The 26,807-nt window shown below is 58.2% G+C and carries 28 protein-coding genes; 8 read left to right on the forward strand and 20 right to left on the reverse strand.

Translation table 11 applies throughout. The annotated features are described in order from the left end of the window. Positions 1 to 74 precede the first annotated feature (74 nt). The gene (locus tag ACNA0J_RS08505; protein WP_415818393.1) at positions 75 to 977 is read left to right on the forward strand and encodes a LysR family transcriptional regulator; all 903 of its coding nucleotides are present in this window, start codon (positions 75 to 77) and stop codon (positions 975 to 977) included. Between the two features lie 9 nt (positions 978 to 986). On the opposite strand, the gene ACNA0J_RS08510 is transcribed toward ACNA0J_RS08505, so the two are convergent. Together ACNA0J_RS08510 and ACNA0J_RS08515 are read right to left on the reverse strand one after the other, a co-directional pair. Then, a complete protein-coding gene (locus ACNA0J_RS08510) occupies positions 987 to 1,982 on the reverse strand; it encodes a Bug family tripartite tricarboxylate transporter substrate binding protein (protein ID WP_415818395.1) in 996 nt (331 codons plus the stop codon). Between the two features lie 141 nt (positions 1,983 to 2,123). After that, on the reverse strand, positions 2,124 to 3,035 hold the full coding sequence (locus ACNA0J_RS08515; RefSeq protein WP_415818397.1) for a dihydrodipicolinate synthase family protein: 912 nt from the start codon (positions 3,033 to 3,035) through the stop codon (positions 2,124 to 2,126). Between the two features lie 142 nt (positions 3,036 to 3,177). Between ACNA0J_RS08515 and ACNA0J_RS08520 the strand changes: the two genes are divergently transcribed. From ACNA0J_RS08520 to ACNA0J_RS08540, 5 genes are all read left to right on the forward strand, one after another. Continuing rightward, a complete protein-coding gene (locus ACNA0J_RS08520; protein WP_415818399.1) occupies positions 3,178 to 3,636 on the forward strand; it encodes a hypothetical protein in 459 nt (152 codons plus the stop codon). 156 nt (positions 3,637 to 3,792) lie between these two features. Beyond that, positions 3,793 to 4,467 carry a DedA family protein gene (locus ACNA0J_RS08525; RefSeq protein ID WP_415818401.1) on the forward strand — a complete coding sequence of 225 codons (675 nt, stop codon included), beginning with the start codon at positions 3,793 to 3,795 and terminating at the stop codon, positions 4,465 to 4,467. Between the two features lie 173 nt (positions 4,468 to 4,640). Beyond that, entirely contained in the window at positions 4,641 to 5,519 is an 879-nt protein-coding gene (locus tag ACNA0J_RS08530; protein WP_415818403.1) for an RNA polymerase sigma-70 factor, read from the forward strand. A gap of 136 nt (positions 5,520 to 5,655) precedes the next feature. After that, a complete protein-coding gene (locus tag ACNA0J_RS08535; protein WP_415818405.1) occupies positions 5,656 to 6,090 on the forward strand; it encodes a cupin domain-containing protein in 435 nt (144 codons plus the stop codon). 132 nt (positions 6,091 to 6,222) lie between these two features. Next, positions 6,223 to 7,257 (forward strand): LysR family transcriptional regulator, encoded by a 1,035-nt coding sequence (locus tag ACNA0J_RS08540; protein ID WP_415818407.1) that lies wholly within the window; start codon positions 6,223 to 6,225, stop codon positions 7,255 to 7,257. Here ACNA0J_RS08540 and ACNA0J_RS08545 read toward each other — a convergent pair. The 3 genes from ACNA0J_RS08545 to ACNA0J_RS08555 form a co-directional block, all read right to left on the reverse strand. Beyond that, positions 7,254 to 7,754, reverse strand: a complete 501-nt coding sequence (locus ACNA0J_RS08545; RefSeq protein ID WP_415818409.1) for an Ohr family peroxiredoxin — start codon at positions 7,752 to 7,754, stop codon at positions 7,254 to 7,256. The genes ACNA0J_RS08540 and ACNA0J_RS08545 overlap by 4 nt on opposite strands. A 73-nt stretch (positions 7,755 to 7,827) precedes the next feature. After that, a complete protein-coding gene (locus ACNA0J_RS08550; protein WP_415818411.1) occupies positions 7,828 to 8,583 on the reverse strand; it encodes an SDR family oxidoreductase in 756 nt (251 codons plus the stop codon). Between the two features lie 10 nt (positions 8,584 to 8,593). Continuing rightward, on the reverse strand, positions 8,594 to 9,073 hold the full coding sequence (locus tag ACNA0J_RS08555) for a carboxymuconolactone decarboxylase family protein (RefSeq protein ID WP_415818413.1): 480 nt from the start codon (positions 9,071 to 9,073) through the stop codon (positions 8,594 to 8,596). Positions 9,074 to 9,417: 344 nt separating this feature from the next. Here ACNA0J_RS08555 and ACNA0J_RS08560 point away from each other — a divergent pair, with 344 nt between their 5' ends. Next, the gene (locus ACNA0J_RS08560; RefSeq protein ID WP_415818415.1) at positions 9,418 to 10,161 is read left to right on the forward strand and encodes an SDR family oxidoreductase; all 744 of its coding nucleotides are present in this window, start codon (positions 9,418 to 9,420) and stop codon (positions 10,159 to 10,161) included. Between the two features lie 43 nt (positions 10,162 to 10,204). Here ACNA0J_RS08560 and ACNA0J_RS08565 read toward each other — a convergent pair whose 3' ends face one another. The 10 genes from ACNA0J_RS08565 to hydA form a co-directional block, all read right to left on the reverse strand. Continuing rightward, positions 10,205 to 11,476 (reverse strand): MFS transporter, encoded by a 1,272-nt coding sequence (locus ACNA0J_RS08565; RefSeq protein ID WP_415818417.1) that lies wholly within the window; start codon positions 11,474 to 11,476, stop codon positions 10,205 to 10,207. 140 nt (positions 11,477 to 11,616) lie between these two features. After that, positions 11,617 to 12,564: an N-carbamoyl-D-amino-acid hydrolase gene (locus ACNA0J_RS08570; RefSeq protein ID WP_415818419.1), complete on the reverse strand. Its 948-nt coding sequence runs from the start codon at positions 12,562 to 12,564 to the stop codon at positions 11,617 to 11,619. A gap of 90 nt (positions 12,565 to 12,654) precedes the next feature. Continuing rightward, positions 12,655 to 14,082, reverse strand: a complete 1,428-nt coding sequence (locus ACNA0J_RS08575) for an FAD-binding oxidoreductase (RefSeq protein ID WP_415818421.1) — start codon at positions 14,080 to 14,082, stop codon at positions 12,655 to 12,657. Positions 14,083 to 14,086: 4 nt separating this feature from the next. After that, positions 14,087 to 14,746: an aspartate/glutamate racemase family protein gene (locus ACNA0J_RS08580; RefSeq protein WP_415818423.1), complete on the reverse strand. Its 660-nt coding sequence runs from the start codon at positions 14,744 to 14,746 to the stop codon at positions 14,087 to 14,089. 32 nt (positions 14,747 to 14,778) lie between these two features. Next, complete coding sequence (locus ACNA0J_RS08585) at positions 14,779 to 15,714, reverse strand: dihydrodipicolinate synthase family protein (protein ID WP_415818425.1); 936 nt, start codon at positions 15,712 to 15,714, stop codon at positions 14,779 to 14,781. A gap of 105 nt (positions 15,715 to 15,819) precedes the next feature. Further along, positions 15,820 to 16,488, reverse strand: coding sequence for an amino acid ABC transporter permease (locus ACNA0J_RS08590; protein WP_415818427.1), 669 nt, complete (start codon positions 16,486 to 16,488; stop codon positions 15,820 to 15,822). A gap of 15 nt (positions 16,489 to 16,503) precedes the next feature. Continuing rightward, a complete protein-coding gene (locus ACNA0J_RS08595) occupies positions 16,504 to 17,181 on the reverse strand; it encodes an amino acid ABC transporter permease (protein ID WP_415818429.1) in 678 nt (225 codons plus the stop codon). Next, positions 17,181 to 17,933, reverse strand: coding sequence for an amino acid ABC transporter ATP-binding protein (locus tag ACNA0J_RS08600; RefSeq protein ID WP_415818431.1), 753 nt, complete (start codon positions 17,931 to 17,933; stop codon positions 17,181 to 17,183). The genes ACNA0J_RS08595 and ACNA0J_RS08600 overlap by 1 nt, the downstream gene beginning before the upstream one ends. A gap of 28 nt (positions 17,934 to 17,961) precedes the next feature. Then, positions 17,962 to 18,816: a transporter substrate-binding domain-containing protein gene (locus tag ACNA0J_RS08605; RefSeq protein WP_415818433.1), complete on the reverse strand. Its 855-nt coding sequence runs from the start codon at positions 18,814 to 18,816 to the stop codon at positions 17,962 to 17,964. A 52-nt stretch (positions 18,817 to 18,868) separates the two neighbouring features. Then, entirely contained in the window at positions 18,869 to 20,368 is a 1,500-nt protein-coding gene (hydA, locus tag ACNA0J_RS08610) for a dihydropyrimidinase (RefSeq protein WP_415818435.1), read from the reverse strand. Positions 20,369 to 20,620: 252 nt separating this feature from the next. Here hydA and ACNA0J_RS08615 point away from each other — a divergent pair, with 252 nt between their 5' ends. After that, positions 20,621 to 21,604, forward strand: a complete 984-nt coding sequence (locus tag ACNA0J_RS08615) for a LysR family transcriptional regulator (RefSeq protein WP_415818437.1) — start codon at positions 20,621 to 20,623, stop codon at positions 21,602 to 21,604. Here the strand turns inward: ACNA0J_RS08615 and ACNA0J_RS08620 are convergent. Genes ACNA0J_RS08620 through ACNA0J_RS08640 form a run of 5 tightly spaced genes read right to left on the reverse strand, consistent with a single transcriptional unit; the run spans position 21,555 to position 26,768 of the window. Continuing rightward, complete coding sequence (locus ACNA0J_RS08620) at positions 21,555 to 22,517, reverse strand: tripartite tricarboxylate transporter substrate binding protein (RefSeq protein WP_415818439.1); 963 nt, start codon at positions 22,515 to 22,517, stop codon at positions 21,555 to 21,557. The genes ACNA0J_RS08615 and ACNA0J_RS08620 overlap by 50 nt on opposite strands. 51 nt (positions 22,518 to 22,568) lie before the next feature. Next, positions 22,569 to 23,336, reverse strand: a complete 768-nt coding sequence (locus ACNA0J_RS08625; RefSeq protein WP_415818441.1) for an SDR family oxidoreductase — start codon at positions 23,334 to 23,336, stop codon at positions 22,569 to 22,571. Between the two features lie 17 nt (positions 23,337 to 23,353). Then, complete coding sequence (locus tag ACNA0J_RS08630; RefSeq protein ID WP_415818443.1) at positions 23,354 to 24,373, reverse strand: cyclase family protein; 1,020 nt, start codon at positions 24,371 to 24,373, stop codon at positions 23,354 to 23,356. A gap of 41 nt (positions 24,374 to 24,414) precedes the next feature. After that, positions 24,415 to 25,452, reverse strand: coding sequence for a zinc-dependent alcohol dehydrogenase (locus ACNA0J_RS08635; RefSeq protein ID WP_415818445.1), 1,038 nt, complete (start codon positions 25,450 to 25,452; stop codon positions 24,415 to 24,417). A 59-nt stretch (positions 25,453 to 25,511) separates the two neighbouring features. Beyond that, positions 25,512 to 26,768: an ABC transporter substrate-binding protein gene (locus ACNA0J_RS08640; RefSeq protein ID WP_415818447.1), complete on the reverse strand. Its 1,257-nt coding sequence runs from the start codon at positions 26,766 to 26,768 to the stop codon at positions 25,512 to 25,514. Between the last annotated feature and the right edge of the window lie 39 nt (positions 26,769 to 26,807).

Here is a 26,807-nt window from a genome sequence, read left to right on the forward strand (position 1 = left end):
GGAACTTGCGGCGGCTGACAGGCGAGGCGATTCGTCAAAGTTAGCTAAGATAACGCTTTTGCTTCGCCTATGCCATGTTCCAGCTCAGCCAACTGCGTTGCTTTGTCGAAGTCGCCACCGAATTGCATTTCGGCCGAGCGGCCGAACGCCTGAACATGACGCAACCTCCGCTCAGCCGGCAAATCCGCCAGCTGGAGCACGAACTAGGCACCGCGTTGCTCGAACGCACGCGGCGCAGCGTGCGCCTGACCGCGGCCGGGCGGGCGTTTTTACCCGAGGCGCGCGATATTCTGCAGCGCTGCGTCACAGCAACCAGCAAGGCCCGGTATGCACTGCAAGGCGAGGCTGGGCGGGTTGTGCTGGGTTATTCGGCTGGTGCGAACTATGACCTGCTGCCACGCGTGGTGGCGGCCGCGCAGCAGCAATTACCAAACATTGATCTCGAACTGCGCGAAATGGTATCCGATGATCAGTTGGAGGCTTTGCGCACGGAACGCATCGACTTGGGGCTTATCCGCCTGCCGGCCGATTTGCAGGGCCTGGAAATGACCTGTGTCGTGCGCGAACCCATGTCATTGGTGCTGCCTCGCGCTCATCCACTGACTCGCCGTCGACGCGGTCTGCAGCTGGATGATCTGCACGGTGAGCCGTTCATCATGTACCAGCCAGGAGATGGCCGCTATTTTCATGAAATGCTGCAGGCGCTATTTCACGAAACTGGCGTCGCGCCGCGTTTCATGCAGCATGTGCGGCACACCCACTCCATGATCGCACTGGTCAACGCAGGGATAGGCTTGGCGCTCGTCCCCGCGTCCACGGCGCTCATGCGTCTGGACAACATGACCGTGCGCGACATCGATCTGCCGGACCACATTCGTGCCGAGATGCATCTCGTCTGGCGGCGCGGCGGAGCCATCGCCAACCCGGCGATGGAACGCATGCGGGCCCTGCTCATCGAGCAGGGCCCGCTCAACTGAACTACCGAATCAATCAACAGTGATGTTGCCGTCACGGATCACTTTTTTCCAACGCTCGGCTTCCGCTATCTGAAACTGCGTCGCACTATCAGGACCATCGGCCACCACGTCAAAGCCTAAACCCGACATCTTCTGGCGAAACTCCGCCGATGTCAGCACCTTATGCAAGGCAGCCACCAGTTTCTCCTTGACCTCGGGCGCCAAGCCCTTGGGTGCGGCAATACCTTGCCAGGAATACACATCCATCCCCGGCACGCCCGCTTCACCCGGTACCGGCACATCCGGGAACAATGCGGATCGTTCCGCTCCTGTCACCGTGATCAAACGCAAACGATTGGCTTGGATGTGCGGCGCTACCGCACCCAGATTCGATACCAGGACTTCCGCATGGCCCGCCATCGTATCGGTAATCGCGGGTCCGCCGCCCTTGTAGGGCACATGAATGGCCTGCGTACCGCTATTCTGCAAGAAAAGCGCCAAAGTCAGATGTTCGCTGGAACCAGAGCCTGACGTTGCAACCGGCACATTGCCCTTTTCCGCCTTGAGATGCTCGATCAATTCGGGCAAGGTCTGAACAGAAGACGACGGTGTCACCGCAAAAGCGTTCGGGGTACGTACCGCGATGGTGAGCATATCGAAATCTTTGCGCGGCAAATAGCTCAGTTTCGGATACAAGCCCTCATTGATGGCCAATACGCCCAATGCCCCGATCAGAATCGTATGCCCATCGGGCTTGGCACGCGCCAGCTGCGTAGCGCCGATAGCGCCGTTCCCACCGGCCTTATTGTCCACGATCACCGTGGTGCCCAACGCTTCGCTCAGCGGCTGCGATAAATGGCGAGCAATCGCGTCCGACGAGCCGCCAGGCGCATAAGGCACGATGATCGTGAGAGGTTGACTGGAATAATCAGCCGCAACAGCGGGAACAACGTTGGCGCCGAACGCGGCAGCAACGAAAGCCGCCGCCAGGCGCACTACCCGGGAGGTATGCGATAAAACAGACATGAAGTCTCCTACTCCTATGATTGGATTTTGGGCGCACGGCAGCGACGCGCAGCAGCACGCCACGCCGTATCAAAAGACAGGCGTACCATCACGTCCGGCCTGCAGGATCTCAGGCCGGCGTGAACACCAAAGACAAGAAAGTCAGATCAAGCCCCACTGGCCGAGCAGGCGGCGCAACGTGTCGTCAGCTTCCGTGGAAAGGGGCCAGGCGCCCGGCGCGCGTACGGCGCCGCAGTCGTTACCCATCAACTGCAATGCACGCTTGACCACGGTCACGTTAGTACCGTTGCGTTCCATCGCGCGCAAGGCCTCGAATTCGGCCATGCTGCGAATCAGCTCCATGGCACGCGGATAATCACCCGCCTCGAGAGCGGCATGAATCGCGACCGAGCGCTCGGGCAGGACATTGATGAGACCCGAGGTAAAACCACGCGAGCCTACTGCGTAAAACGGCGGTGCCCAATGCTCGGCCAAGCCACCCACCCACGCGATATCACGCTCACGCGTACGTTCGATGATTTCCGCCAAGCGCAACGGCGTGGGCGAAGCCCATTTCACGCCCACTACGCCAGGGATCGCACACAGCGCCTCGACCGTATCCAGGCCAATCCCGTCATCACGCAGGTACAGCACCAGAGGCAGGCCATCGCCCGCCTCGGCAATACGCGTGACATACTGCACTACACCGCGCGGCGCCACAAAAGGGTCTGGCGGCTGATGCACCATCAATGCACTAGCTCCGGCCGCGCGAGAGGCCCGCGCCAAGGCAATCGCATCATGCAAGCTGCGCCCCACCCCAGCCAGCAACGGTGCGCGTCCCGCCACATGCTCGGCGGCGGCATGTACCATTTGTTCGGCTTCGTTGGTCGTCAGCCCGTAAAACTCGCTGGTGTTTCCGTTGGCCACCAACACATGCACCCCGGCGTTGATCGCACGGTCCACAATAGGCGCTAGGCGGGCGGGCGCCAATTTGTCGGCGTCATCAAAAGGGGTCACCAGAATGCCGGAAATCCCGTTCAGGGCGGCGCGCAGCTTGGTAGGGGCCTGACTCATGTTGTCTCTCATCTCGTTGACGGATCCAGCCGGGCGTACGCCCGGCTGGACTCTGGTAGATTGAACACCTTTACCTTCAAGCCGTCCAATGCGAAGAGGGTATGCAGTGATACAAGAATTGAATTACCGAAAAGGCACCCGCATGATCCCTACCCCACTCAAATGGATTGCCAGCATATTGTTTGGCCTGTTTGTCGGACGCGCGAGTTACGGCTTCATCCACCCGATTCTGTTTAGCGTATTTGGGTCCGCCACTGATACCACCAACGGAGCCGTGACGGATCCCAACGCCATTGACCATGTGTTGATAGCGGCCTCGGTCCTGGCGTTATTGGTCGCCATTGCCGTCGCCGCGTTCCTCTTGCGCAGCACCACCTTGTATCAGTTATTCGGCCGAGGCTGCATCCCTCTCGGCATCTCACTACTACTCGGTCTGCTCGCTGCCGTGCTGATGATGGATACCGGCGAACTCAGGGGCGAGGGAGGCAACGACGGCCGTGTCGCGCTCTTCTTCTGGTCACTGATTTTCGGGTTGCCCATGCTGATTTCTGGAATCGGGCTGACAATCGGCGGATGGGTATTGCTGCGAAAAGCCCGATGACCAACTGATCCACGCACATCATAGCTATCCGGCCATCATCGCCAATACGGATTGTTGCCGCCCGAGCAACATGACGCATCCCTAGTCAGGGCTACTGCCCTGCGTCTCTCATCGATACGATTTGGTCTCAAAACCCGACTCGCGTCAAAGGAGAGCATGATGGTGTCGCATGAACTCATCGCCCACTATGGCGTACTTGTGGTATTTCTCAACGTACTGGGCGCATCCCTGGGTTTACCCTTACCGGTCATGCCGACACTGATCACGATCGGCGCCAGCAGCGCGATCGCGACACCCAGCGCGTCGGCAGTGCTGCCCCAGTTGGCCATCATCCTGGCTGCCGCCGTCGCCGGTGGCGTACTGGGCGATCTGATCTGGTTTCAGGGAGGCAAACGCTACGGTGAACGAACGCTTTACACCGTGTGCAGCCTTTCTCTTTCCCGGGAAACCTGCATTGCCCGGACTGAAAACTTCTTCAGCAGGTGGGGCGTGCGACTGCTCATCGTTGCCCGCTTTGTTCCGGGGCTATCGCTGGTTTCTGTGCCACTCTGCGGAGCCATGGCGGTCGGATTTCGAGCTTTCCTGTGGCACGATTGCGCGGGTGTCGCCCTGTGGGCGTCGGCCGGACTGATCATCGGGGGAATTTTTGCGTCCCAGATCGAGCAAATTTTTGCCATGCTGTCCGATTTGGGCTGGCACGCACTGCTCATCGCTGGCAGCGCATTGGCGCTCTACATCCTGTATCGCTATTGTCGCCGCGCCATGATGGCCAGAACGCTCAGGAAAGCGCAAATCGGCGTAGAAAGCCTGCAAGAGTTTCTTGAGCATTAACGTGCGTACGTTGAGCGCATGACGACGGGCACACAACCGGGCGAGCAGTCGGAGTCATGTGGCTAGCCATGGCTCCGTGAGAGTTATTGGGGACACACTTGCCGTTTCCGTAGGGAAACCGCAAAATAGCGGCCGTTCCAGTCCACTTAAGCTCTGGCCGCGGCCCCATTCCCATGACCGACTCTACCAGTCTGTTCAATCGTCATCGCCCCCGTTTGCAGGCGATCGCGTACCGCATGCTGGGCTGCGTCGCCGACGCAGAAGACATCGTCCAAGACACCTGGCTACGCTGGCACGAAGCCGATCATTCGACACTGGACAACCCCGAAGCCTGGCTGGTCACCGTTACCACTCGGCTATCCATCGATAGCCTGCGCGCGGCCAAGGCCCAAAGAGAAAACTATACCGGCGTCTGGTTGCCGGAGCCGATCTTGATGGCGCCGCCATCCACCCCGGAGGAAATCCACGAGTTCGCGGACGACGTTTCGGTTGCGTTCCTGTTCATGCTTGAACGCTTGTCCCCCGAAGCCCGCGCGGCTTTCCTGATGCGCGAGGTCTTTGACATTGACTACGAGGATATCGCCCGGACTCTGGATAAGACCGAGGCGACTTGCCGTCAATTGGTTCGGCGAGCCAAACAACAACTGCAACAATCCCCCCCGCGCCATAAGGTATCGCGCGAAACGCATCATTGCCTGATGTTAGGTTTTGCCGACGCCATGCAGCGAGGCGATTTCCATGGGTTGTATGCCCTGCTCAATGACAACGCGGAACTGATAGGCGACGGCGGCGGCAAAGTGCCCAGTTTTGCCAGCCTGGTCGGTGGCAAACGCCTGGCCCAGCTGTTTTATGCCGGTCAGCGACGCTATGGCGATACGCTGCGGGTCGAGGTCACACTCGTCAACGGGCAATGGACATTGCTGCGCTATATCCAGGGCGCGCTGGAATCCGTGCAATCGTATGAGACCGATGGGCAACGCATCACCCGCGTGCTCGTCCAGCGCAATCCGGACAAACTCGCGCGCATCGCCGCCTCGTATTCCCCAAACTAACCCGCAGCGCCATGGCGATCTGCGCCCGGACATTGGTGCCGTCCGGGCAACATCGTGATCCCTTTCGCCCATCTACCGGCGTAACGCTCGCGCCCCTACGATGGACCTGCTCTCTCAACCAGCACAAGGACAGGTCATGCGCAATATCCTCAAGCACGGAATACTCGTAAGCGCCGCCAGCGCTCTGGTCACCACTATCGCAGTCGCCGCACCGCCTCACGGCGGCCATAGCGCCAGCGTGCCCGAGCCCGTCGTTACGCCGTTGATGACCAAGGCTTTGCCCGACCTCCCGGGTAAAGAGGCGTTGATGATTACGGTCGACTACCCGCCCGGCGCTGCCGACCCCATCCACCGTCACGACGCGCACGCGTTTGTCTATGTCCTGGAAGGCAGCATCGTGATGCAAGTGGAGGGCGAAAAGGAAGTCACCCTGACCCCGGGCCAGACTTATTACGAAGGCCCCAATGACCTGCACACTGTCGGACGCAACGCCAGCAAGACCAAGCCGGCCAAATTCGTCGTGGTGTTGATCAAGGCACAAGGCGCGCCGGCACTGATACCTGTGCAATAACCCCTCAGACGCCACGCTCCGAGTGGCGCTCAGCGACCTCACCATATCGGGGTATACCCGAGGATGATGCTCGTTTTGAAAATTTTTTCAAAAGTAACGTCACAAATCCAATAGCCCGCACGTCTTAGGGATATGGAAAACACAGCCTCCCCTAACGACGGGCTATCGGCCAGATCCGTCGAGAGTTCTGCGATCGCTGCATCGGGTACCGGTGCCGACTCGCTGGCCTACAGCTTCGCGACCAGCTACGCGGGCGTCGTCGCCTTTATCGCGGTGGCATCGGAAGGCAACTTTGCCAAAGCCGGTGACCGCCTCGGCATCGGCCGCTCCGCCGTCAGCCGCAGCGTACAAAAGCTGGAAGATCAACTGGGAACCAGGTTGTTCCTGCGCACCACGCGCAGTACGTCCCTCACTCGCGAAGGCGAACGGTTTTACGAAAACTGCCATACAGGGGTCAAACATATCGTGCAGGCCTTGGACGACATGCGGGAATTGCGAGAAGGCCCTCCAGCAGGACATCTGCGCGTCAGCGCCACCACTGGTTTTGGACGGAAAGTCGTGGCGCCATTATTGAAAGGGTTTCGCACGGCCTATCCCGACATTTCTGTAGAGCTGTTGCTCGATGATGGCCCGACTGATTTCACGGGAAGCCGGATTGACGTCTCGTTCCGTGATGGCCGCATGGAGGACAGTCAGGTCATCGCCAAACAGATCGTCCCAATGCAGATGCTGTTATGCGCCGCACCCAGCTATATCGCAACGCATTCGATGCCCACGGAGATTGACGACCTTGCCCAACATTGTTGCATCAATTTCCGGCTACCATCGGGCCGGCTCTACGACTGGGAATTCAAAGTGAATGGTTTGGCGCGCAAATTCACGCCCCAAGCCATGCTTTCGTTCAACGACGCCGATCTCATACTGCAAGCCGTCCTCGAAGGACAGGGAATCGCTCAAATGGCGGGCTACCAAGTGAGCGAATACCTGAAAAAGGGAGCGCTCGTACCCTGCTTGCCACAATACGCTCCAGACGATCGGGGGCATTACCTCTGCTACCTGAGCCGGCAACACCTGCCTGGCCGGATACGCGTCTTCATTGATTACATGACCGTCCAAATCCGCGCCCTGGATTTGCTGAGCGTAGACAATTTCCTGCTTAAAGGCTAAAGCGGGTCGTTTACGGTAACGACACTATGAATGCCCTGCCGTGCCATCTTGGCATAGGGGCATAAACGCTCGGCATTTCTCACCAGTTCTTGTGCTGCGGCCTTGTCCAGACCTGGTAAATGAACATGGACGTGCGCAGTCAGCGCGTGCAAGCCGTCAACCGGATCGCGGCCGAAACTCACTGATGCTTTAACCTCCACATCACGCAACATCACGCCTGCTTTCATCGCCAGCAGACTCAATACGCCATGGAAACAAGCCGCATAACCAGCGGCGAATAGCTGTTCCGGATTTGTCCCGCCTCCAGGACCATCCAGTTCAGTCGGCAGACGCAACTCGACTTGTAAAGCACCGTCATCGGAACGAGCAACGCCTGACGCTCGACCGTGCTCTATTTCGCCCCCTTGAACGGTGACATTGGCCGTATAGACCGCTTGGAAATCATCCCCGCGATACTTATCTAATAAGCTTAACGGCGGGGGCTGCAATTTAGTCATACTTATCTCATTTCAGATCGGAGAACGAAGGCGGTGGGCCATGCTAACACCTCCGTCACTCTCTCCAATCGACTTAGAGTGTCGCTCTCGATCGCCGAAACCAGGTCTCGAAATTGATAGCCCCCAAATGGGGATTGCGGACGGGTACGAGCGTATCGTCCTCCAGCAGGGCGCCGAAATAACGGGCCTGCAGATCCGCAATCACCGGACGAGCATCACCCGTATTGGCCAGATAACGCTCAACCAATGCAGCCATACGCACCTTTTCCGGACCGGCGATTTCAATGGTCCCGTTCACCGGCGCTGCCAGCGTGGCGTCTGCCATCGCCCTGGCCACATCGTCCGACGCAATAGGCTGCACGTAAGCCGCGGGCAGACGAATATGATCGCCTTCGGCGCCCGACTGCACGATGCCGCCCAAGAACTCGAAAAACTGCGTGCTATGGACGATCGTGTACGGAATACCACTGGCCTTGATCAATTTTTCCTGGGCAATTTTGCCGCGGAAATAACCGCTTTCCGCGAGCCGATGCGTACCCACCACCGACAGCGCCACATGATGGCGAACGCCCGCCTCGGCCTCGGCGGCGAGCAGGTTGCGACCCGACGTGGCGAAAAACTCCAAGACGGCTTTGTCTTCGAAGGATGGGGAATTCGCCACATCCACCACGACTTGCACGCCCTCGAGCGCCTCGGCCAATCCCTCGCCGGTAATCGTGTTCACCCCCGTAGCAGGCGATGCTGCGATGGCATTATGACCGTGCTGAAGCAGGATGGCGACCAACTTGGAACCGATCAAGCCCGTACCGCCAATGACCAGGATTTTCATGATGATGTCCTTAGCTGAGATTGGCTTTATCCAAGCCATAAGCCTTATCGGCCGACCCCGGCACCGTCCGGAAACCTACGTTCAGACGATTCCAGGCATTGATCGCCATGACGGAGAAACTCAATTCCGTCAATTCTTTTTCCGAATACTGCGTACGCACCCGCTCATAGATATCGTCAGGCACGCCCTGTGCCGGCAGGTGGGTCAATACCTCGGTCCATGCCAGCGCAGCGCGTTCACGCGGCGAAAACAACGTGGATTCGCGCCAAATCGCGACGTGGTGCAAACGCAGCTCGCGTTCGCCTTGGATCTTGGCCTGCTTGACGTGCATATCCAGGCAGAACCCGCAACCATTGAGCTGCGACGCACGGACATCGACTAGATTAAGAATCTCGTCTTCGATGGAGCCCGATTTCACGAGCATGCCGAATTCGACGAATTTCTTGAACAACTCTGGGGATTGCGCAAACGCGTTGATACGCTGACTCATGATGATTCCCTCGATAGGTTGGCGCCGCCCGCCCGGCGGCTTGAAAGCGGTCGTTGCTGCTATGCAGGCAACGGACAGCCACATCGTAGGAGGCGAGGGAATCTGCCGGTAGATCCGGCAAGGGGATCATGATGTTGATTGAATGGCACCAATCGCTGGCTGCATCGCAAGAAACCCATGGGGCGANNCCCACCGCCAGTCGCGTCGGCTGCTTTATCGGATGAGGTCAGCGCACGCCATTATTCAAACCATTGAATAGTCATTGCAAATCTAGCCAGATTATCCAACACCAAATAACGAATAAAGTGTCTTTACGCCATTCCGGCAGCTAACCAAGGACATCAATGAACACCCCTTCCCCCTCGCGCGTCGCCCTGGTCACTGGAGGATCGCGCGGCATCGGCGCCGCCATCTCGGAGCGCTTGGCTGCCGACGGCTACGCGGTGGCCGTCAACTACGCGGGCCGACGCGACGATGCGGAACAAGTCGTGGCACGTATCCGCGCATCAGGCGGCCAGGCCCACGCCCTGCAAGCCGACGTCAGCGACAACGCCGCCGTCGGGCAACTGTTCGACGCCACTGAGGCTCGCTATGGCGGCGTCGATGTGCTGGTCAACAATGCGGGAGTGATGCATCTATCGGCCATTGCGCAGTTTGACGATGCTGCGTTCGATCGCCTGATCAACATCAATCTCAAAGGCAGCTTTAACGCTATGCGTCAGGCCGCACGGCGCGTGCGTGACGGCGGACGAATCATCAACTTCTCGACCAGTGTCATCGGTCTGAGACAGGAGGGCTACGGCGTCTACGCCGCCACCAAGGCCGCAGTCGAAACCCTGACTGGCGTGCTAGCCAAAGAACTGCGAGGAAAGTCGATCACGGTCAATGCCGTGGCCCCCGGCCCTACCGCGACCGACTTGTTTCTGGACGGCAAATCCGCCGAACTGATCGACCGGCTGGCCAAACTGAATCCGCTGGAGCGGTTGGGCACCCCAGCAGACATTGCCAACGTCGTCTCGTTTCTTGCCAGCCCGCAGGGATCTTGGGTCAATGGACAGACGCTGCGCGCTAACGGTGGAATGAACTGATACGTTGAACATCGCTGTGTCGCCACAGCGATGTTCGCGCAGCCTATTCCAGTTCGGCGCCCTTTAACTCGGGAATCAGCCAGATCGTCGCAAAGATATCGATCAGATAAATCAAGGCCAATGCGCCAATGGCAACACCAAAGGAATAAGACGAGGCCAAAGCGCCGATCACCAACGGGCTGAAGCCGCCCACTCCCCGTCCGATGCTCCAGAGCACGTTCTGGGCAGTTCCCCGCGCATGAGTCGGATAGAGTTCGGCCAATAGCGCGCCATACCCGCCCATCATGCCGTTGACAAACACGCCCATCACCACGCCGCCGATCAACAATGCTTCAGGTGAGGTCAGGGTCGAATAGACAAACACCATGACAAGCGCGCCGATCTGATAGCCGATAAATGTGGGACGCCGGCCTATTCGATCTGCCAACTGGCCGAAAATCCAGATTCCCACCAGCATCCCGATGATCGAAGCCCCCGTCCACACGGCCGATTTTGCCAGGCTATAGCCAAACATTTTCGACAAATAGGCCGGCATCCAGACAATGAGTCCGTAGTACCCGAAGTTCTGCACCGAACACAGAATGATCACGCCGATGCTGCGTTTCGTCGTCTCAGCATCACGGAACAGGGTCTTGATCGGGAACTCACGCTTTTTCTTCTTTGTAGAGCGCAGGAAGATTTCGGATTCGCCGATGACCTTGCGAATGATGAACGATCCCACAGCAGGAAAGAGGCCCACGACAAACATGCCACGCCATCCGATGTGAGGCAAGAGCAATGGCGTCAGTACCGCTGCTCCCAACACCCCCAATTGCCATCCCATTCCGACATACGACGACACGCGGCCACGCTTCTCTGCAGGCCAGGCCTCGATGGCGAGCGCCATACCGATACCGAACTCGCCTCCTAAACCCAGGCCCGCCAGGAATCGATACGCCATCAAGTCCCAGTAGCCGACGGCCAGTGCGCAAAGCCCCGTGAAGATCGCAAACATCAGGATGGTGTACGTCAGCACCCTGACCCGCCCGTAGTAATCACTGAGGATACCGAAACCGATTCCCCCGAAAATTCCGCCGATCAAGGTCGCCGTGACCAACGAACCACTTTCCGCTTCCGTCAGCCCGAGCTCGAGCCCAATGACATTCAGCATGAATCCGAGGATCAGGAGATCAAAACCGTCCATGGCATAGCCAGAAACCGCTGCGATCAGTGCCCGCATCGGACTGCTGCGTCCAGTGTCGTTTTGAGTGTCCGCATCATGAGGCGCCTGGGCAGCACTCAAGGCCTCGGTACCCGAGGTATTGTATTGACTCATTTATTTCCCTTTTTTTGTTGCCGGGCCGCCCCAAGACAAAAACACCCCCCTGGGGGGCAGCAAGCCGAAGGCGCGGCGTGGGGGCTTCGTTTGCCGCTGGCCGGCGAAACACTAGTCCGCCGGCCTCAAAGACACATAGATCAGATCTTTGGAATCGGCAAAGGCTCGCCTGCACCGGTGCGCTCCACGATGATTTTGTAGTGCTCAGGCCGGCGATGCTTGGCGAAATTGAAGACGTGATTACGGAAATTCTCGACCCACGACAAGTCCGCCGACGTCGCAATGACCTCGTCGTCTTCGGATATGGCGCGCGCAACAATCTCACCCGTGGGGGCGACGATGACGGAACCGCCAATCATGTGATGCCCGTCTTCCGATCCGCATTTGGCGGCGGCGGCGATCCACATCGCGTTCTGATAAGCACTGGCCTGCAGCGACACCAGATGGGTCGACATGCGCAAGTGCACGGGCTCGTTCCAATGAATGTTGACAGATGGTGTGTTGTAACCCAATACACCAACCTCTGCGCTCTGCAATGACATCACGCGCCACGTCTCGGGCCAACGGCGGTCATTGCACAGGCACATGCCAACACGTGTATCGAATGCCTCGAACACGGGAATGCCGACGTCGCCGACCTCGAAGAACTTCTTCTCCAGATGCTGGAATGGCGCATCCACCTTGTGATCGGAATGCCCCGGCAAGTGAATCTTGCGGTATTTTCCGATGATGTTGGCATTCGCGTCGACCAGGATACTGGTGTTAAAGCGTTCGCCGCTGGGAGTCAGTTCTGCATATCCCAGATAGAACCCAACGCCCCGAGCCTTCGCGGCGTCGAACAGCGGCTGCACATCCTTGTTCGGCATGGATCGTTCAAAAAAACGTTCGACGGCCTCTTCCTCGGTCATCCAGTAACGCGGAAAGAACGTGGTCAGCGCCAGCTCTGGGAACACGACGAGCTTCGCTCCTCTGGAGGCGGCCTCGTTCAACATCTCGACGAGCCTCTTTACCACGGCGGCGCGGCTATCGTTCAAATGCACCGGTCCCATCTGGGCAACGGCGATTCCCAAGTGTCTGCTATCACTCATACTTATCTCATTTAAAAAATGCACGACATTGAAAGAAACGTGCGGTACTGCGAAAAATTTTCATGCCCTTGAATGTCGGAGCCACGATGCTCAAAGCAACTTCCCAGGGTTCATGATCTGGTTTGGATCGATAGACTGCTTGAGCTGCATCATCAGATCCAGCTCGACAGAGGATTTGTAGTTGCGCAACTCATCGCGCCGCAATTGCCCGACGCCGTGTTCGGCGCTGATGCTCCCATTGGCCTCATCGACAAGGTCATGCACAAGGCGATTGAGCTGCCTCACGGCTTGCGACATTTCAGGTGTGGGCGTATCTAGCGGCATCAGCACATTGAAATGCAAGTTGCCATCGCCCATATGGCCAAAATTAATGATGCAGGCGTCGGGCATGACCTTTTTCACGGCGGCGTCCGCATCAGCCACGAAGCGAGGTAGCTTCGATATAGGTAAAGCGATATCGTGCTTGATCGCCTTGCCAGCCCGGACCTGCGCCTGGGAGATTCCCTCACGGATTTTCCAGAACGCCTGTCGTTGCGCAATATTGAGCCCGACGGTGGCGTCCTCGACGTATCCGGCGGCCATGGCTCGCTCGAGCGTCCCTTCCAACATCTCTGCCAGGCCATTCTCGTAAGTATCGGCCAGTTCGACCAGGGCATGGAATTTATGCGCATTCGCCAACGGCCGCCTTGCATCCGTGATGTGACGCATAATGAGATCCACCGAGGCTTGCGTCAGCATCTCGAATGCAACAAGGCGATCTCCGCAGGTATCCCGGCTCAATGCCAACAAGGCCAGCAGGCTTTCCATGCTATCGCAACCGACCCACGCCGCCACACGCGCCACGGGCTGAGGAAACAGCTTGAGTACGGCGGCGGTCACGACGCCGAGCGTCCCTTCCGAGCCGATGAAGAGATCCCGCAACGCGTAGCCAGTATTGTCTTTGCGTAACGCGCGCAGACCATTCCAGATGCGGCCATCGGGCAGTACGACCTCCAGACCCAGCGCCAGGTCCCGGGTATTGCCATAACGCAGCACCGCAACGCCCCCGGCATTGGTCGCCAGATTGCCCCCTATGGTGCAACTGCCCTCGGACCCGAGACTGAGAGGAAAATAACGATTCACCTCCTGAGCCGCCTCTTGAACATGCGCAAGCAACACTCCGGCCTCTGCGGTGATCGTATTATTCAAGGGATCGACTTCTCTGATGCGCCGCAGCCGCGACGTGCTCAGAATCAATTGCGCACCGCTCTCATCAGGCGTGGCCCCGCCACTCATTCCCGTATTGCCTCCCTGGGTCACCACCGGAATGCGTGTTTCGTGACAGAGACGCATCACCTGCGCGACTTGCTGAGTACTCGCTGGACGCACCACCGCGCAACTACGGCCGTGCCACTTCTTCAGCCAGTCAGTGTCGTGATCGTCTTTTTGCTGCGCGTCGCTGACGAGTCCCGACTCTCCGACGATTTCGGATAAGCGCTGCAAGAACTGGGACTTGAGGTGGGGGATGGATCGGCTCATGCACTCACCATCCCAGGCGCAGGCGTCCCAGCGCCATGGCGACGGTTGCCTGGCTGGGTTCGACGACGGGCAACCCGACGGCTTGTTGCAGCGATTCGCGATAGCGCGCCATCCCGGCGCATCCCATGACCAGCACATCGGCCCGATGCTTGTCTCGCAACGACTTGCCGGCCTCTATCATGGACGTCAATGTCGCCTCGCTATCGGACAATTCCGCTACCGTACGCCCGATCGCGACTTCGCCTGCCACACGGTCGCTGATCCCCATCGCGGCCCAGGCCCGCATATGCCGGGGGATTGAAACATCCAGGATGGCAATGACGCCGAACGTCCGACCCAAGATCATCGCCGCCAAAGCCGCCCCTTCGCTGATACCCAGCGACAAGACATCCGGGATCTCCCGCAGCGAATGCAGCCCGGGATCGCTAAAGCATGCCGTCACAAATCCCGCTGCATCCTCTCGGTGCTGCTCGGCGAACTCCCGCACCAGCACGGCGGCCAGATCAACGTCGCGCTGTGTCTGAATCCCGGGCGGCCCCTCTTTCAAGGTCACACACTCGATTATCGGCGCATCGTCCTGGCGCAGGATATCCAGCGCAGCGTCAATCCCGGCAGTCACGCCTGTGTTGCTATTTGGATTGATCACATAAAGCGTTTTCTTCATGGTTTGTCCTTTTGGGCCGTCGCTTTCGCTTATCAAGCCAACGCCTTTTCCTGGCGCGCGATCAGACGTGTCAGTTCCTCGTGATCCCGTGCGTCCAGAACGGGGCCGGGCTTGCGCACAAATGCCGAACGAATCGCGCCACGGCGACGCAACGTTTCCTTGCGCAAAGCCAGGCCGATGCCGTACTGGAATTCATGACGCAGCAGCGGCAGATAAATGTTGAACAGATCTTCAGCGGCTTCGGATTTCCCCTCGCTAAACAGCTGACATACCTGAACCAACATCTCGGGAAACGCGAACCCCGTCATCGCCCCATCGGCGCCGCGCAGTATTTCCTGCGGCAGGAACAGTCCGCCATTGCCGACCAGAATGCTGATGCGCCGCCGTCCGCTCGTCTCACTGTCATGCCTGACTTGGCTCAACTTGCGCATGCCGGGAAAGTCTTCGTGCTTGAGCATGACCACCTGCTCGAACTCGTCGATCAGACGATTGATGACCGATACCGAGGTATGCACACCCGTCGCCTGCGGGAAATCCTGCAGGCAGATCGGTGTGCCTCGCCCCAGCAATTTCGCAATATTGGCGTAGTATCCGTAGACCTGTTCGTCAGTCTTCAGATTGGGAACCGGGGCGACCATGACCCCCGCCGCACCCAGATCCATGGCCTCCTTGGAGAGCCGTTCGATATGGCGATTCGACGAATGGCTCACGCCCACTACAACCGGCACTCGAGCGTCAACGCGTTTGAGGATGCGTTCCATCACCAGGGTTGTTTCCGCTTCGCTGAGCTTGGGCGCCTCGCCCATCATGCCCAGGATGGTAAAGCCGGTCACGCCTTTCTCAAGATAAAAATCGGTCAGGCTGTCGATGCTATACAGGTCGACCTCGCCCTGGTCATCAAACGGCGTCGCGGCAATGATGTACACGCCGCTGGCCTGCTCTGTGAGGCGATGCGATTGGGTAGCCATAGGTTGAATCACTCCAAAAAATCTTGATCAGCCCGCTCAGGGCGTAGTTTCCCCACGAGGACGTATCAGTGCGTCCTGAAATTCGTGAATTGGTGTCTTTATCGTCTAGCGCGACCGCCTATGCTCCAGCCTGCCCAGCCAGCGGGTCAGGGGCCACAACAACACCAGATACATCAGCGCCGCGAGCACAATGGGCGACGGGTTGTAGAGCAGTGCCTGAGCATCTCTGGCAGAACGCAGCAGCTCCGGCAGCGCCACGACACTGGCGATGGTCGTCAACTTCAACACCTCGATACTGTTGCCCACCAGATCAGGGAGCACATTACGAGCGGCCTGCGGGACCAGGACATAGCAAAGCGCCTGCCAGCGCGCCAAGCCGGTCGAGCGAGCCGCCTCCATCTGCCCTTTCGGTACGCCCTCGAGGCCGGCGCGAAAAACCTCTGCGTAATAGCTGGCGTTATTCAATACAAAAGCGATGACGACAGCAGTCAGCTTGTCCAACTCAATCCCGAGAAACGGCCAACCAAAGTAGACCAGTATGAGCAACACCAACGGAGGAAACGCGCGAAAGAAATCGATATAGGCAATCACTCCCCATCGCAGCCATCGGCGGCTGGATTGCGTGACGATCACCGCCAGCACCAGACCCGATATCGCGCCAAGCGGAATCACGATGGCCGACAACCAGACGGTGGTCCAGAGGCCCTTCATCAAATACGGAAAAACATCCGCATAAAGAGGCAGGTTAAAGAAATTCTGGATCAGGCTTTCCATAGTGTCACCCGGCGCTCAGCATCGAACCCAATTTCTTTCCAACCATCTGGATAGAATCACCAGTGGCAGAAAGATGACTACGTACGACAACGCTGCCATCATCAAAGGGGTGGGATTTCCGGACAAGCTGCTTGCGCCTTGCGCCGCATTGAGCAACTCGTTCAGTGACACCACCGATCCCAATGCCGTGTTCTTCGTGATGGAAATGATGCGATTGGTCAGAGTGGGTACGGCACGCCGCAGCGCCTGCGGCAGCACGACCCATCGCATCGCGGACCACCATGACAAGCCCGTTGATCGCGCCGCCTCCATCTGGCCGTCAGGCAATGACGAGATTCCCGCCCAGACACTCTCTTCGGCATAAGCAGCCAGCACCAGAGAGAGCGCAAACCACGTCACGAACAACGCCGACAGGGGCAAGCCCACCTCGGGCAGGCCGAAGTACATCACGATCAGGATCACCAAAGGCGGCAACGACCTCAACACATCGGCAAACGCCACGATCGCCAACGTCAGGACTCGGCATTCCAGCGCTCTGAGTATGGCCAGGGCCACGCCCAGAACAGTGCCTGTCAGCACTACTGCCAGCCCGGTTCCCAACGTCACCGCTGCACCGACAGCGAGCGCCGGCAGATACTGGACGGCGATATCGACGTTGAAAAACGTAAAGAAAAATCCGCTGGACGTTCCCATCAGTGAACGAGCCTATTCGCGTAGCGAGCCAGAAAGCTGCGGGTTCGTGTCTCTTTCGGATGTTCGAAGATGTCGGCCGCGCTGCCTTGCTCTACAACGATCCCGCCATCCATAAAGACGACTTTGTCCGCGACAGCATGCGCAAATGCCATTTCGTGCGTGACCACCAGCATAGTCATTCCGCTTGCGCGCAGCTCTCGCATGACCTCCAGAACGTCTTCGACCAGCTCCGGGTCCAGCGCACTGGTCGGCTCATCAAACAGGATGATCTGGGGCGCGAGCGCAATGGCTCGTGCTATGCCGACACGCTGTTGCTGCCCACCCGACAGCTGTCCCGGCATGGCATCTGCCTTATGTCCCAATCCGACGCGCTCCAATGCCGACATGGCGATCCTGCGTGCTTCGTCCGTGCTGTGTTTCTGCACTTTGCACAGCGCCAGCTTGACGTTATCCAGCGCATTCAGATGGGGATACAGATTGAACTGTTGAAACACCATCCCCACATCCTGACGCATCCGGTTGATATCCGTCTTGGGGTCCAGGACATTATGGCCGTTGGCTACGATGCTGCCTGAGCTGGGGACTTCCAGCAGATTGCAGCATCGCAACATCGTGCTTTTCCCGGACCCCGAAGGGCCGATCACGCACACGAGTTGTCCTTTATTCACCTGCAGGTCTATGCCGCGCAACACCTCGGTCTGACCATACTGCTTGCGCAGGCCGGAGATCTCAAGAATGGCATTGGTACTCATGACATACCCCTTAGTTCTCGTCTGCTGCTCAGGCGCACTTAGGCTGTACCGGTGCGGGGTCGTAGCCCTCCATATCGGGCACACCCGTTCCCGGCGCGATGCGAACGGCGGCATCTTCTGCCGCGGGCTTGAATCCGAACCACTTCTCCGCCAGCTTCGACACCGTTCCATCCTGCTTCATGCATTTCAGGACATTCGATACCTGGAGCCTTCCCTCCTGGTCATCCTTGCGAAATGCCAATGCCCATACCAGACCAGTCTTGATGGTGTAGCTGGTCACCAAGCGCGGGTTCTGCTTCGCCACCCAGGCGACCACGGTTGTGCCCGCCAGATTGAAATCCGCGCGCGATGCCTGCACCGCTTGAACCGCATCCGCATTGCCGCCATAAACGTCATAGCGAAAGCCATATTTCGCGGCATTGTCGTGTGCCCAGGCCTCGTAATTGGAGCCCTTGTTCACGGCGATCACCTTGCCCTTCAATTGCTCCAGAGACTCGAGGGGCGGCTCATTCTTGCGACCGAGAAACGTGTAGTCCGTGTCCAGATATCCCTCTGTGAACAGCAAGGCCTTGGCGCGCTCTGGTGTCACGGTGACCGGTGCAATCAGAAAATCGTATCGGCGGCTGTTCAGCCCCGGCACCAGCCCGGAAAACTCCGCCGGTTCGATGGTGATTTCACGGCTCAGGCGTTTTGCGATCTCTTTGCCGAGATCTACATTGAACCCCTGCAGCCCGCCCCCTAGACTGGCCATCGCGTGCGGCGCGAACGTCGCGTCCACGGCCGTCCGTATCGGCGCGTTTTGCGCGGCACTCTGGCTTGCCAGCCCGACTAACAACGAACTTCCGATCAAGCAACTACCAAAAAACAGTTTCAGACCTTGCATGAACATCCCCTTGTTCTGTCAGGAATTCACCGGAATACCGGCTTGTGTGAAACTACTCAGTTGCGGTTGCGGATTTCAGCCCGATAAATTGACTGAATATTCCGCGGCCCTCAGCAGGCGCACGGCGATTCAGCACCGGATCAGGGCGAGACCTCGCGATGAATTGGCCGCTGCCGCGCTCGACTTGGAGCTGGTTGTCTTTGATGACACAACGCCCGCGGCTGTAAACCTCGACCGGCCAACCCTGGATTTCCCTGCCTTCATAGGGCGTATAGCCGACACGGTCGTGCAGCATCTCGGCAGACACCACAGTCTTGCGATTCGGATCCCAAAGCACCACGTCGGCATCCGCGCCCACAGCAATCGTCCCTTTTCTTGGCGCCAGACCATACATCTGCGCATGATTCGTCGACGTCAGGGCCACGAACTCCTCGGGCGTCAAACGGCCTTTCATGACCCCTTCGGAAAACAGCAAAGGCAGGCGCAGCTCGATCCCCGGCACGCCATTGGCCATTTCTTTGAACGTGGTGGCGTCTCCTTTAGGCAGCTTGCCCGACTCGTCAAAACGATAAGGCGCATGGTCAGAGGAATAGACATTCAATGTTCCATCCTTGAAACCTTGCCACACGGCTTCTTGCGACGCCTTGTCTCCAGGAGGTGGGCTGCAGCAGAATTTCGCGCCTTCGAATCCCGGCAGATCGGAGTCCTTCGCCTCGAGGAACAGGTACTGCGGGCAGCTCTCGGCATACACCTGGGCCCCCAAATGCTGCGCCTTTCGAATGATGTCCACGGTCTCGGCGCCTGCGACGTGCACGATAAGCACCGGCACATTGATCAATCGCGACAAGGCAATGGCGCGATGGGTCGCCTCGGATTCCGCCAGCGGATCATGCGATATCGCATGAAACTTTGGCGCCGTATGGCCGCGCTCCAGCAAGCGGCGTGCGACCCAACGGATCATGTCGTGATTCTCGGCATGCAGCATGACCATCGCCCCACGCTCACCCGCCACTGCCAGCACATCCAGCAGTTGGTAGTCATCGAGCTTGAGCTTGTCATAGGTCATGTAGACCTTGAACGAGGTAATGCCCGCATCGATGACGGCGGGCAGATCGTGCATCAGTGCCTGTTCGTCGGGGTTGGCCAGGATCAAATGGAATCCATAGTCGATCACGGCTTTTTCTCTGGCCCGGCGCGAGTAGTCCTCCAACACATCGGGGATACGGTCGTTTCGATGCTGCGCGGCAAAGGACAGAATCGTGGTGGTGCCGCCAAAAGCGGCGGAGACCGTACCAGAGTAAAAATCGTCCGCGCACATCACGCCCATGCCGGACAATTGCTCGATGTGCGTATGGCTGTCGATGCCACCGGGCAGTACCCACAGACCACCCGCATCCACATCCTGTTTGCCGGCAGGCAGCCCCTGCGCGACTTCAACGATGACACCGTTGCGCACGCCGATATCGGCAAAAAAAATGCGATCCGCATTGCTTATCCGCCCGTTGCGGATAGTGAGATCGAATTCGACGGGAGACGTATCTGAAGGCTGCATCAGCTAATGGCTCAGGAAGTTCCAATTGAGAGAATTATTGGACCTCCGTTACCCTTATGCCTATTGCTTCTTTAGTCCCATTGATTAACATGAGGTTAAGGAATTTCGGCCGATGAGGATATTTTTCTAGGGAAAACCCTTAATTAATAGAGAAAAATTCGCCTTTTGTACAATTTTGACTGCCCGCCATTGGCATAAGTGTTAACCCTGAATTCCTGCCGGATAGCCTGTACCAGCCCCGATACCCCACCTATGAAGCTCAATATCCGACAGATCGAAGTGTTTCGAGCCGTGATGATTACCGGGTCCATCCGGGGAGCTTCGGAAATGCTGTTCGTCTCGCAGCCCGCGGTCAGCCGGCTGCTCTCGCATACCGAACAACGCATCGGTTTTCCGCTATTCAACCGGATCCGCGGACGCTTGCAGGCTACGCTGGAAGCCAAGAAACTATTCCATGAAGTCGAGGTCGTGTACGAAGGCGTGCAGCGCGTAAACGATATGGCGCGCGAACTGTTTGAGCACCAGGAAGGGATTCTCAACATTGTCGCCAGCCCGAGCCTTGGCCAGATGCTCATACCGGTTGCCATTGCGAGCTATCGGCACACGCACCCGCATGTAAAGCTCACGTTCCATTATCTGAATCACAACCCGCTGACCGAACGGCTGCTGAAGCGGCAGGCAGACCTCGCCGTCACGATCCTGCCCATCAAACACCCCAGCCTGGAACAAGAAGAAATCGCACGCGCCCAGTTGGTGTGCATCTGCCCCTACAACCATCCGCTGTCACGCAGGGCCGTCCTGGAAATCAAAGACCTGCTGGCCTATCCGTTCATCTCATACGAGAAATCGTCGCCGTTTGGACGCATGGTGCAGGGCATGTTCGAAGAAAGCGAGCTGCCGCTGCGTCCCGTCGTCGAGGTAGGGTCGCCGCAAAATGCATGTGCGCTTGTACAAGCTGGCGCAGGCATTGCCCTCGTTGACCAGTTCTCGGCCCGCAGTTGGTCGGCCAGCCGACTTGTCACTCGCCCCATTGCAGAGAGTCCGACCCTGAGAGCCCACCTGGTTCGCCTGCGCGACGAACCTGTCTCGCAACTATCGCAGTCCTTTATTGACACGCTGAAGGACGTCATCCGGAAAGAAGGACATTCGGGGATCGAGATACCAGGAGCAGCGCTCGGCTATACGTCTATCGATCTTTCACCGGAGCCCCTGCAGCCTCCAAGCGCGGCAACATGAGCTTGTATTCCTGCTTGAGAAGCTGGGCATAGTCCTGTCCGCTGAGGTAGGCGGGGTCTATGCCCATCTTGCTCAAACCGCTCACCAGATCGGGATTCTTCATCGCCGCTGCCAACGCCTGTTCCAGCCTCGAGCGCACAGCTGCAGGCGTTCCCTTCGGTACGGCGACGCCCATCCAGGAACCGATCTCGACGTCCACGCCAGCTTCTTTCAAGGTAGGCATTTCCGGCAAGGTCTGCCATCTATCAGGGCTGACTGACGCCAACAGGCGAACTTTCCCCGACTCTACGAATGGCGTTATCTCTGAAGGCGTCTGGATCACTGCAGCGATCTGCCCGGCGGCTAGCGCCGTCACAGCCTCAGTGCCTGACTTATACAGTACCTGCTCCAGATTGGCACCGGTCTTCTTGGCGATGTCGAAGAACGCGAGATTATTGGGTGCTCCCGGCGTGCCGAAAAACAGAGGATGGCCCTTTGCATCGCGTGCGGCTTGCACAAATTCCTGCACCGTCTTATACGGTGCGTTTGCCTGAACCGCCAATCCATAGCGATATCGACCTGAACCACCGACAAACTCGAAATCGTCGATCGTATAGGGAACATCGATCATATGAGGCGTAATTGACACAGCGGACAGCGTGATAATGCCCAGGGTATAGCCATCAGGGGCCTGCCGCATCAAATGGGCGGGCCCCAGTGTTGCCTGGGCGCCTGCCTTGTTTTCCACGACGACAGGTTTTTTGAGTTCCTGTTCCAATGCTTTCGCCAACAGTCTGGCAGCAACATCCGTGACGCCCCCTGCGCCATAATTCACAATCAGGCGCACTTCCCGATCGGGATACGATGCCGCACAGACCATCGGCATCGAAAAACTGATGCACAACCCAGCAAGCAGATATCTCATCCAGCTCATTTTTTGTCTCCTGTTATTGTGGCGCGTCGATAAAAAGCGACGTGCATCGTGCTAGCCCATAAACGAACCGCCATTCACATCAAGCACGGCACCGGTCACAAAACCGGCCTCCTCCGAGGCCAGGAACGCCACTGCCGCCGCGACGTCCTCCACCGTTCCCAGCCGTCCGACCGGAATGCGAGTCAAGTACTGTGCATTGACGTCAGCGCCCGCCGCATTGGCCATCGGCGTCACGATGCGGCCGGGCGCCACACAGTTTGCCGTCACGCCGTATGGTCCAGCCTCGCCTGCCAGATTGCGTGCCAAGGTCACCAGTCCGGCCTTGGACGCCGCATAGTGACCTCCTGCTACCGTTGACAACGTGCGTGCGGCTTGAGACGAGATATTCACTATCCGTCCGTAACCCTGCTGTCTCATGAGCGGCAAGCAGGCCTGTGCACACAGGAAAGCGCCCGTTAGATTGACGTCGATAACCTCGCGCCACTCGGTCGCATCGACCGTTTCCATCGACGCCCGTTTCCCGCCGTGCTTCGGCGATATGCCTGCGTTGTTGACGAGAATATCGACTTTGCCAAATCGCTCGGCGACGGTCCGAAAAGCCAATGCGACGGCCTCACTGTCGGCCACGCTGCCCGAAACCGCCAATGACCGCTGCCCACTCGCGTCCAGCTCATCTTGCGCCCGACGCGTCTGGGTGTCGTCCACATCCCACAGCACGACAGAAGCGCCCTCTGCATAAAAGCGTTTTGCAACGGCATATCCAATCCCCTGCCGGGCGCCAGTCACGACCGCAACCCGGCCCTCGAAACGAGGTTTCATGATGTCTATTGCCATAGCTAGACCGTCGCCACGGGAGTAAGAGGGGAACCGAACGAGCCCGGCAGTCGCAACGGCGGGCTGGTCAGCATGAAATGATGCCGGTGATTCGCGCGCAGCCATCGCGCCAGTGGCGTGAGATACCAGAGTTCGCCCAGATGGATACCCAAACGGAACAAACAGACCTGGTGCAGCGGCAATCCCTCGCAATGATCACAACCCTGGTGATCATAGGGATAGGCCTCGACAGCAAAATTATCCGCAATCAGGACAGAGATGCCGCTGTCCTCTATCCATCGCGCAAGCCGCTTGTCGCGGCCATCCAGCACCGCGCACGAATGGTGCAATACATGCGGATCCGGATCGCCCTTCATATCGACGAGTTTCTGAGCGAATCCCGTGTGCAGGCACAACATATCGCCAGGAGCGACATCGATCTTATCCGCATCGATCACCCGCTTTAACATTTCATAATCGACAAGCGTCCGTGCATCGCCATAGTGCGCATGCAGATCTATCAATACGCCCCTGCCCTGAACACAAGTCTCGGCCATCTTCTCGATGCCCAATCGGTGTGCATACGCCGGCTGGCCTGACTGCGGCGGTTTGATGTGTTCGTCCGCACGAAAGCCGTTGTAATACATCGGCTGCGCGGTACCGTCACCCTGTGCGTCGAAATATTGGCCCACGTGGGACAGTGCGTCCCATTGCGTCGAATACTGGGTAAACAACGTTACCGAGTCATCGCTGGAACAATCCACATAACGGTTGTCTTCCAGCTTCAACGGGTAATTGACGCTGGGCTTGCCTTCTTTGCGAGTGGCCACATGACGTTGCGGCGGATGCCGGTTCGGATTGAGCGCCGTCCCGCCGGGCAGATCCAAGGGCAGGCTCAGGCAGAACGCAATCCCCTTGCGGATCTCCCGGGCAGCTGCCAGGCGCTTCTCGGGCGTGAGGAGATTCAGCCGCCCCAGTTCATCGTCCTCGCCATAATCCCCCCAGTTCGAACCAGGTGGACGCACTTTCCAACGCTTCGACATTTTCCTTGCACTCCTGTTGTAAGTAGCGCTTGCCTGCCGCGTCAAGGACGCAGGATGACTTTCGACACTTCTCGATTTCGACAAAGGTCAAAACCCACTAATCCGTCGGACAAAGGCATTTCGCGCGAGATCATGGCCCGCACACTATCCGGCTCGTTCGCAATTCGGTGCGCCACGGCATGCCAAGAGGAACGGCGCGACGCGTGCGCCCCCCGTATTTGCTGACGATTTCGGACTAAAGACGTCACATCGAACACGGCTTGTTCTGCGTGGATCCCCGCGCATACCAGCACGCCCTCTTTACGCAGCAGACCCAACCCATCGCCGATACTGGAGGCCCGTCCCGTCGCTTCTAACACCACGTCAGCCAGTCGATTGCCGGTGCGCGCCATCACCGCGGACCGAAGATCCGGCGTCTCATCCAGATCAATGGCATGAGTCGCCCCCACCTGCAATGCCGTCTTTAAGCGGGACTCATCGCCTTTTCCCACCACGATGACCTGGGATGCCCCCCGCCATCGAGCACATCGTGCAATAGCCTGGCCAATGGTCCCCGGTCCCAGTACGACCACGGTGTCACCCATGGACACGGCGCCGATCTGCGCGGCGTTATCTCCCACACTCAGCGGCTCCATGAGCGCGGCGAGCGCCATATCTATGTGCTCAGGCAATCGAATGCAACTGACGGACGGCACACGGACATAGCGCGCAAATGCACCATCGCGAGTCAACCCCACCGTGCTCCGGTGCATGCAGCGCTGCGGATATCCGGCAAGGCAATGCTCGCACTTCATACAACTGGTACTGGGGATGATCGCCACCAGATCGCCGATCTTCGAACTGGACACACCGGCCCCTATATTGACTACGCGCCCGGAGAACTCATGGCCGAGCGTGACGGGAAGACGCTCGCGCATGAACTCATAGTTCTCGCCCCAGTCGTACACATGAAGATCCGAACCGCAGATTCCCACTGCGGCGACCTCGACCAAGACCTCGTCCGGCTGCAGGTCGCCAGGCTCCTCTACGTGCTCCAGATCGAGTCCTTGTACGGGTGCCGTTTTTCTCAACGCGAGCATGGCGACTCCTCATCTTTCAAAGTATTGATCGAACGAATGCCCTCTCGGCAGCGATCGCCTTATTTGCCCACGTCCGCGCGTTTCCCCCACTCTGGCAGAGGCATGGTGATATTGCTGGTCACCCCAAACTCCGGCGGGTAAATCGTGCGGATTTGCCGCTCTTGCCACTGATCTATCATCGGAAAGGCACGCGTGTTGTTTCCCGTCTGGGGATCGAATTTCAAGCCCCAACCCACAATCGTCGAGCCCACAGGTTTATCCAGCGCGAGGAATGCTGCCCGCACTTTTTCTGGATCAGTACCACCGGCGGCCGGCAATATTTCAGACAGCAGCACCCACATGGCGTTAAAACCCATCGCGGAATGCGCCGACGGTTTGCGTTGGAATTTCTTTTCGTAGGCGGAATGAAATTCCTTGAACAACTGCGCCGCCTCCGGGCTCAAGCCCTTTGGATTGAAATAGGCGGACGTGCCGGCATTGAACAGTCCGTTGACATCATCGCCCAGGGCCTCAGCAAAATCGGGAATATTGTGCGCTCCGCCGTTACCGATCAGCGCCTTCAGTTCCAGTTTGGCTTCACGCGCCTGGCGCCAGAAAAGAATGCCATCAGGGGTATAGGAACACGCAATGACAATGTCCGGCTTGGCTGACTTGAAGCGCTGCACCACCGACGAAAGATCAGTCGTCTTGTAGCTATAGCTGGCAGTATCCACCACCTGCACGCCCTTATCCTGCAGCCACTTCTTTGCCCCCTCGGCGACGGCCGTGCCATAGGAGCTGTCCTCGTTCATGATCGCCACGCGGGCATTTTTCAACGGGATATTGAGTTTGGGCAGAATGATGTCAGTCGCATACTGCGCGCCCCCACGGCCCAGCTCCGTAGCCGGGTAGATAAAGCGGAAAAGATTCTTGAAACCGCGCTTGGTAATGTCATCCGCGACGGCGCCTTGCTCGACATAAATGACACCATTTCGCTCGGCGACCTGGCTGGCGGCAAATGAGATCGAACTCGCGTACGACCCGACAATCACCTGCACGCTGTCCCGCGTGATCAACCGTGTGGCTTGCGAAGCGGCCTCGTTCGAGCCGGGCACATCGCTGGTCGCAAAGACGATTTTTTCGCCATTCACGCCACCTTTTTCGTTCGCCATATCTCTGGCGAGCTCAAAGCCGCGATTGACGTCATTCCCCAGCGACGACAGCGGACCGGTCAGTGGCAACAGCACGCCGATTTTTATGTCCGCTACGGAGCTGGCCGACGCTGCCACGATGAGCATGCCCAAACCAAGACGGATGCTTTTATGTATGTTCTTCAAATCTCCTCCTTCTGGCGATTGACCCTCGCCTCTATGTTG

Origin of the sequence: Bordetella tumbae (genome assembly GCF_965139195.1) — a bacterium.
GTDB lineage: Bacteria > Pseudomonadota > Gammaproteobacteria > Burkholderiales > Burkholderiaceae_B > Bordetella_A > Bordetella_A tumbae.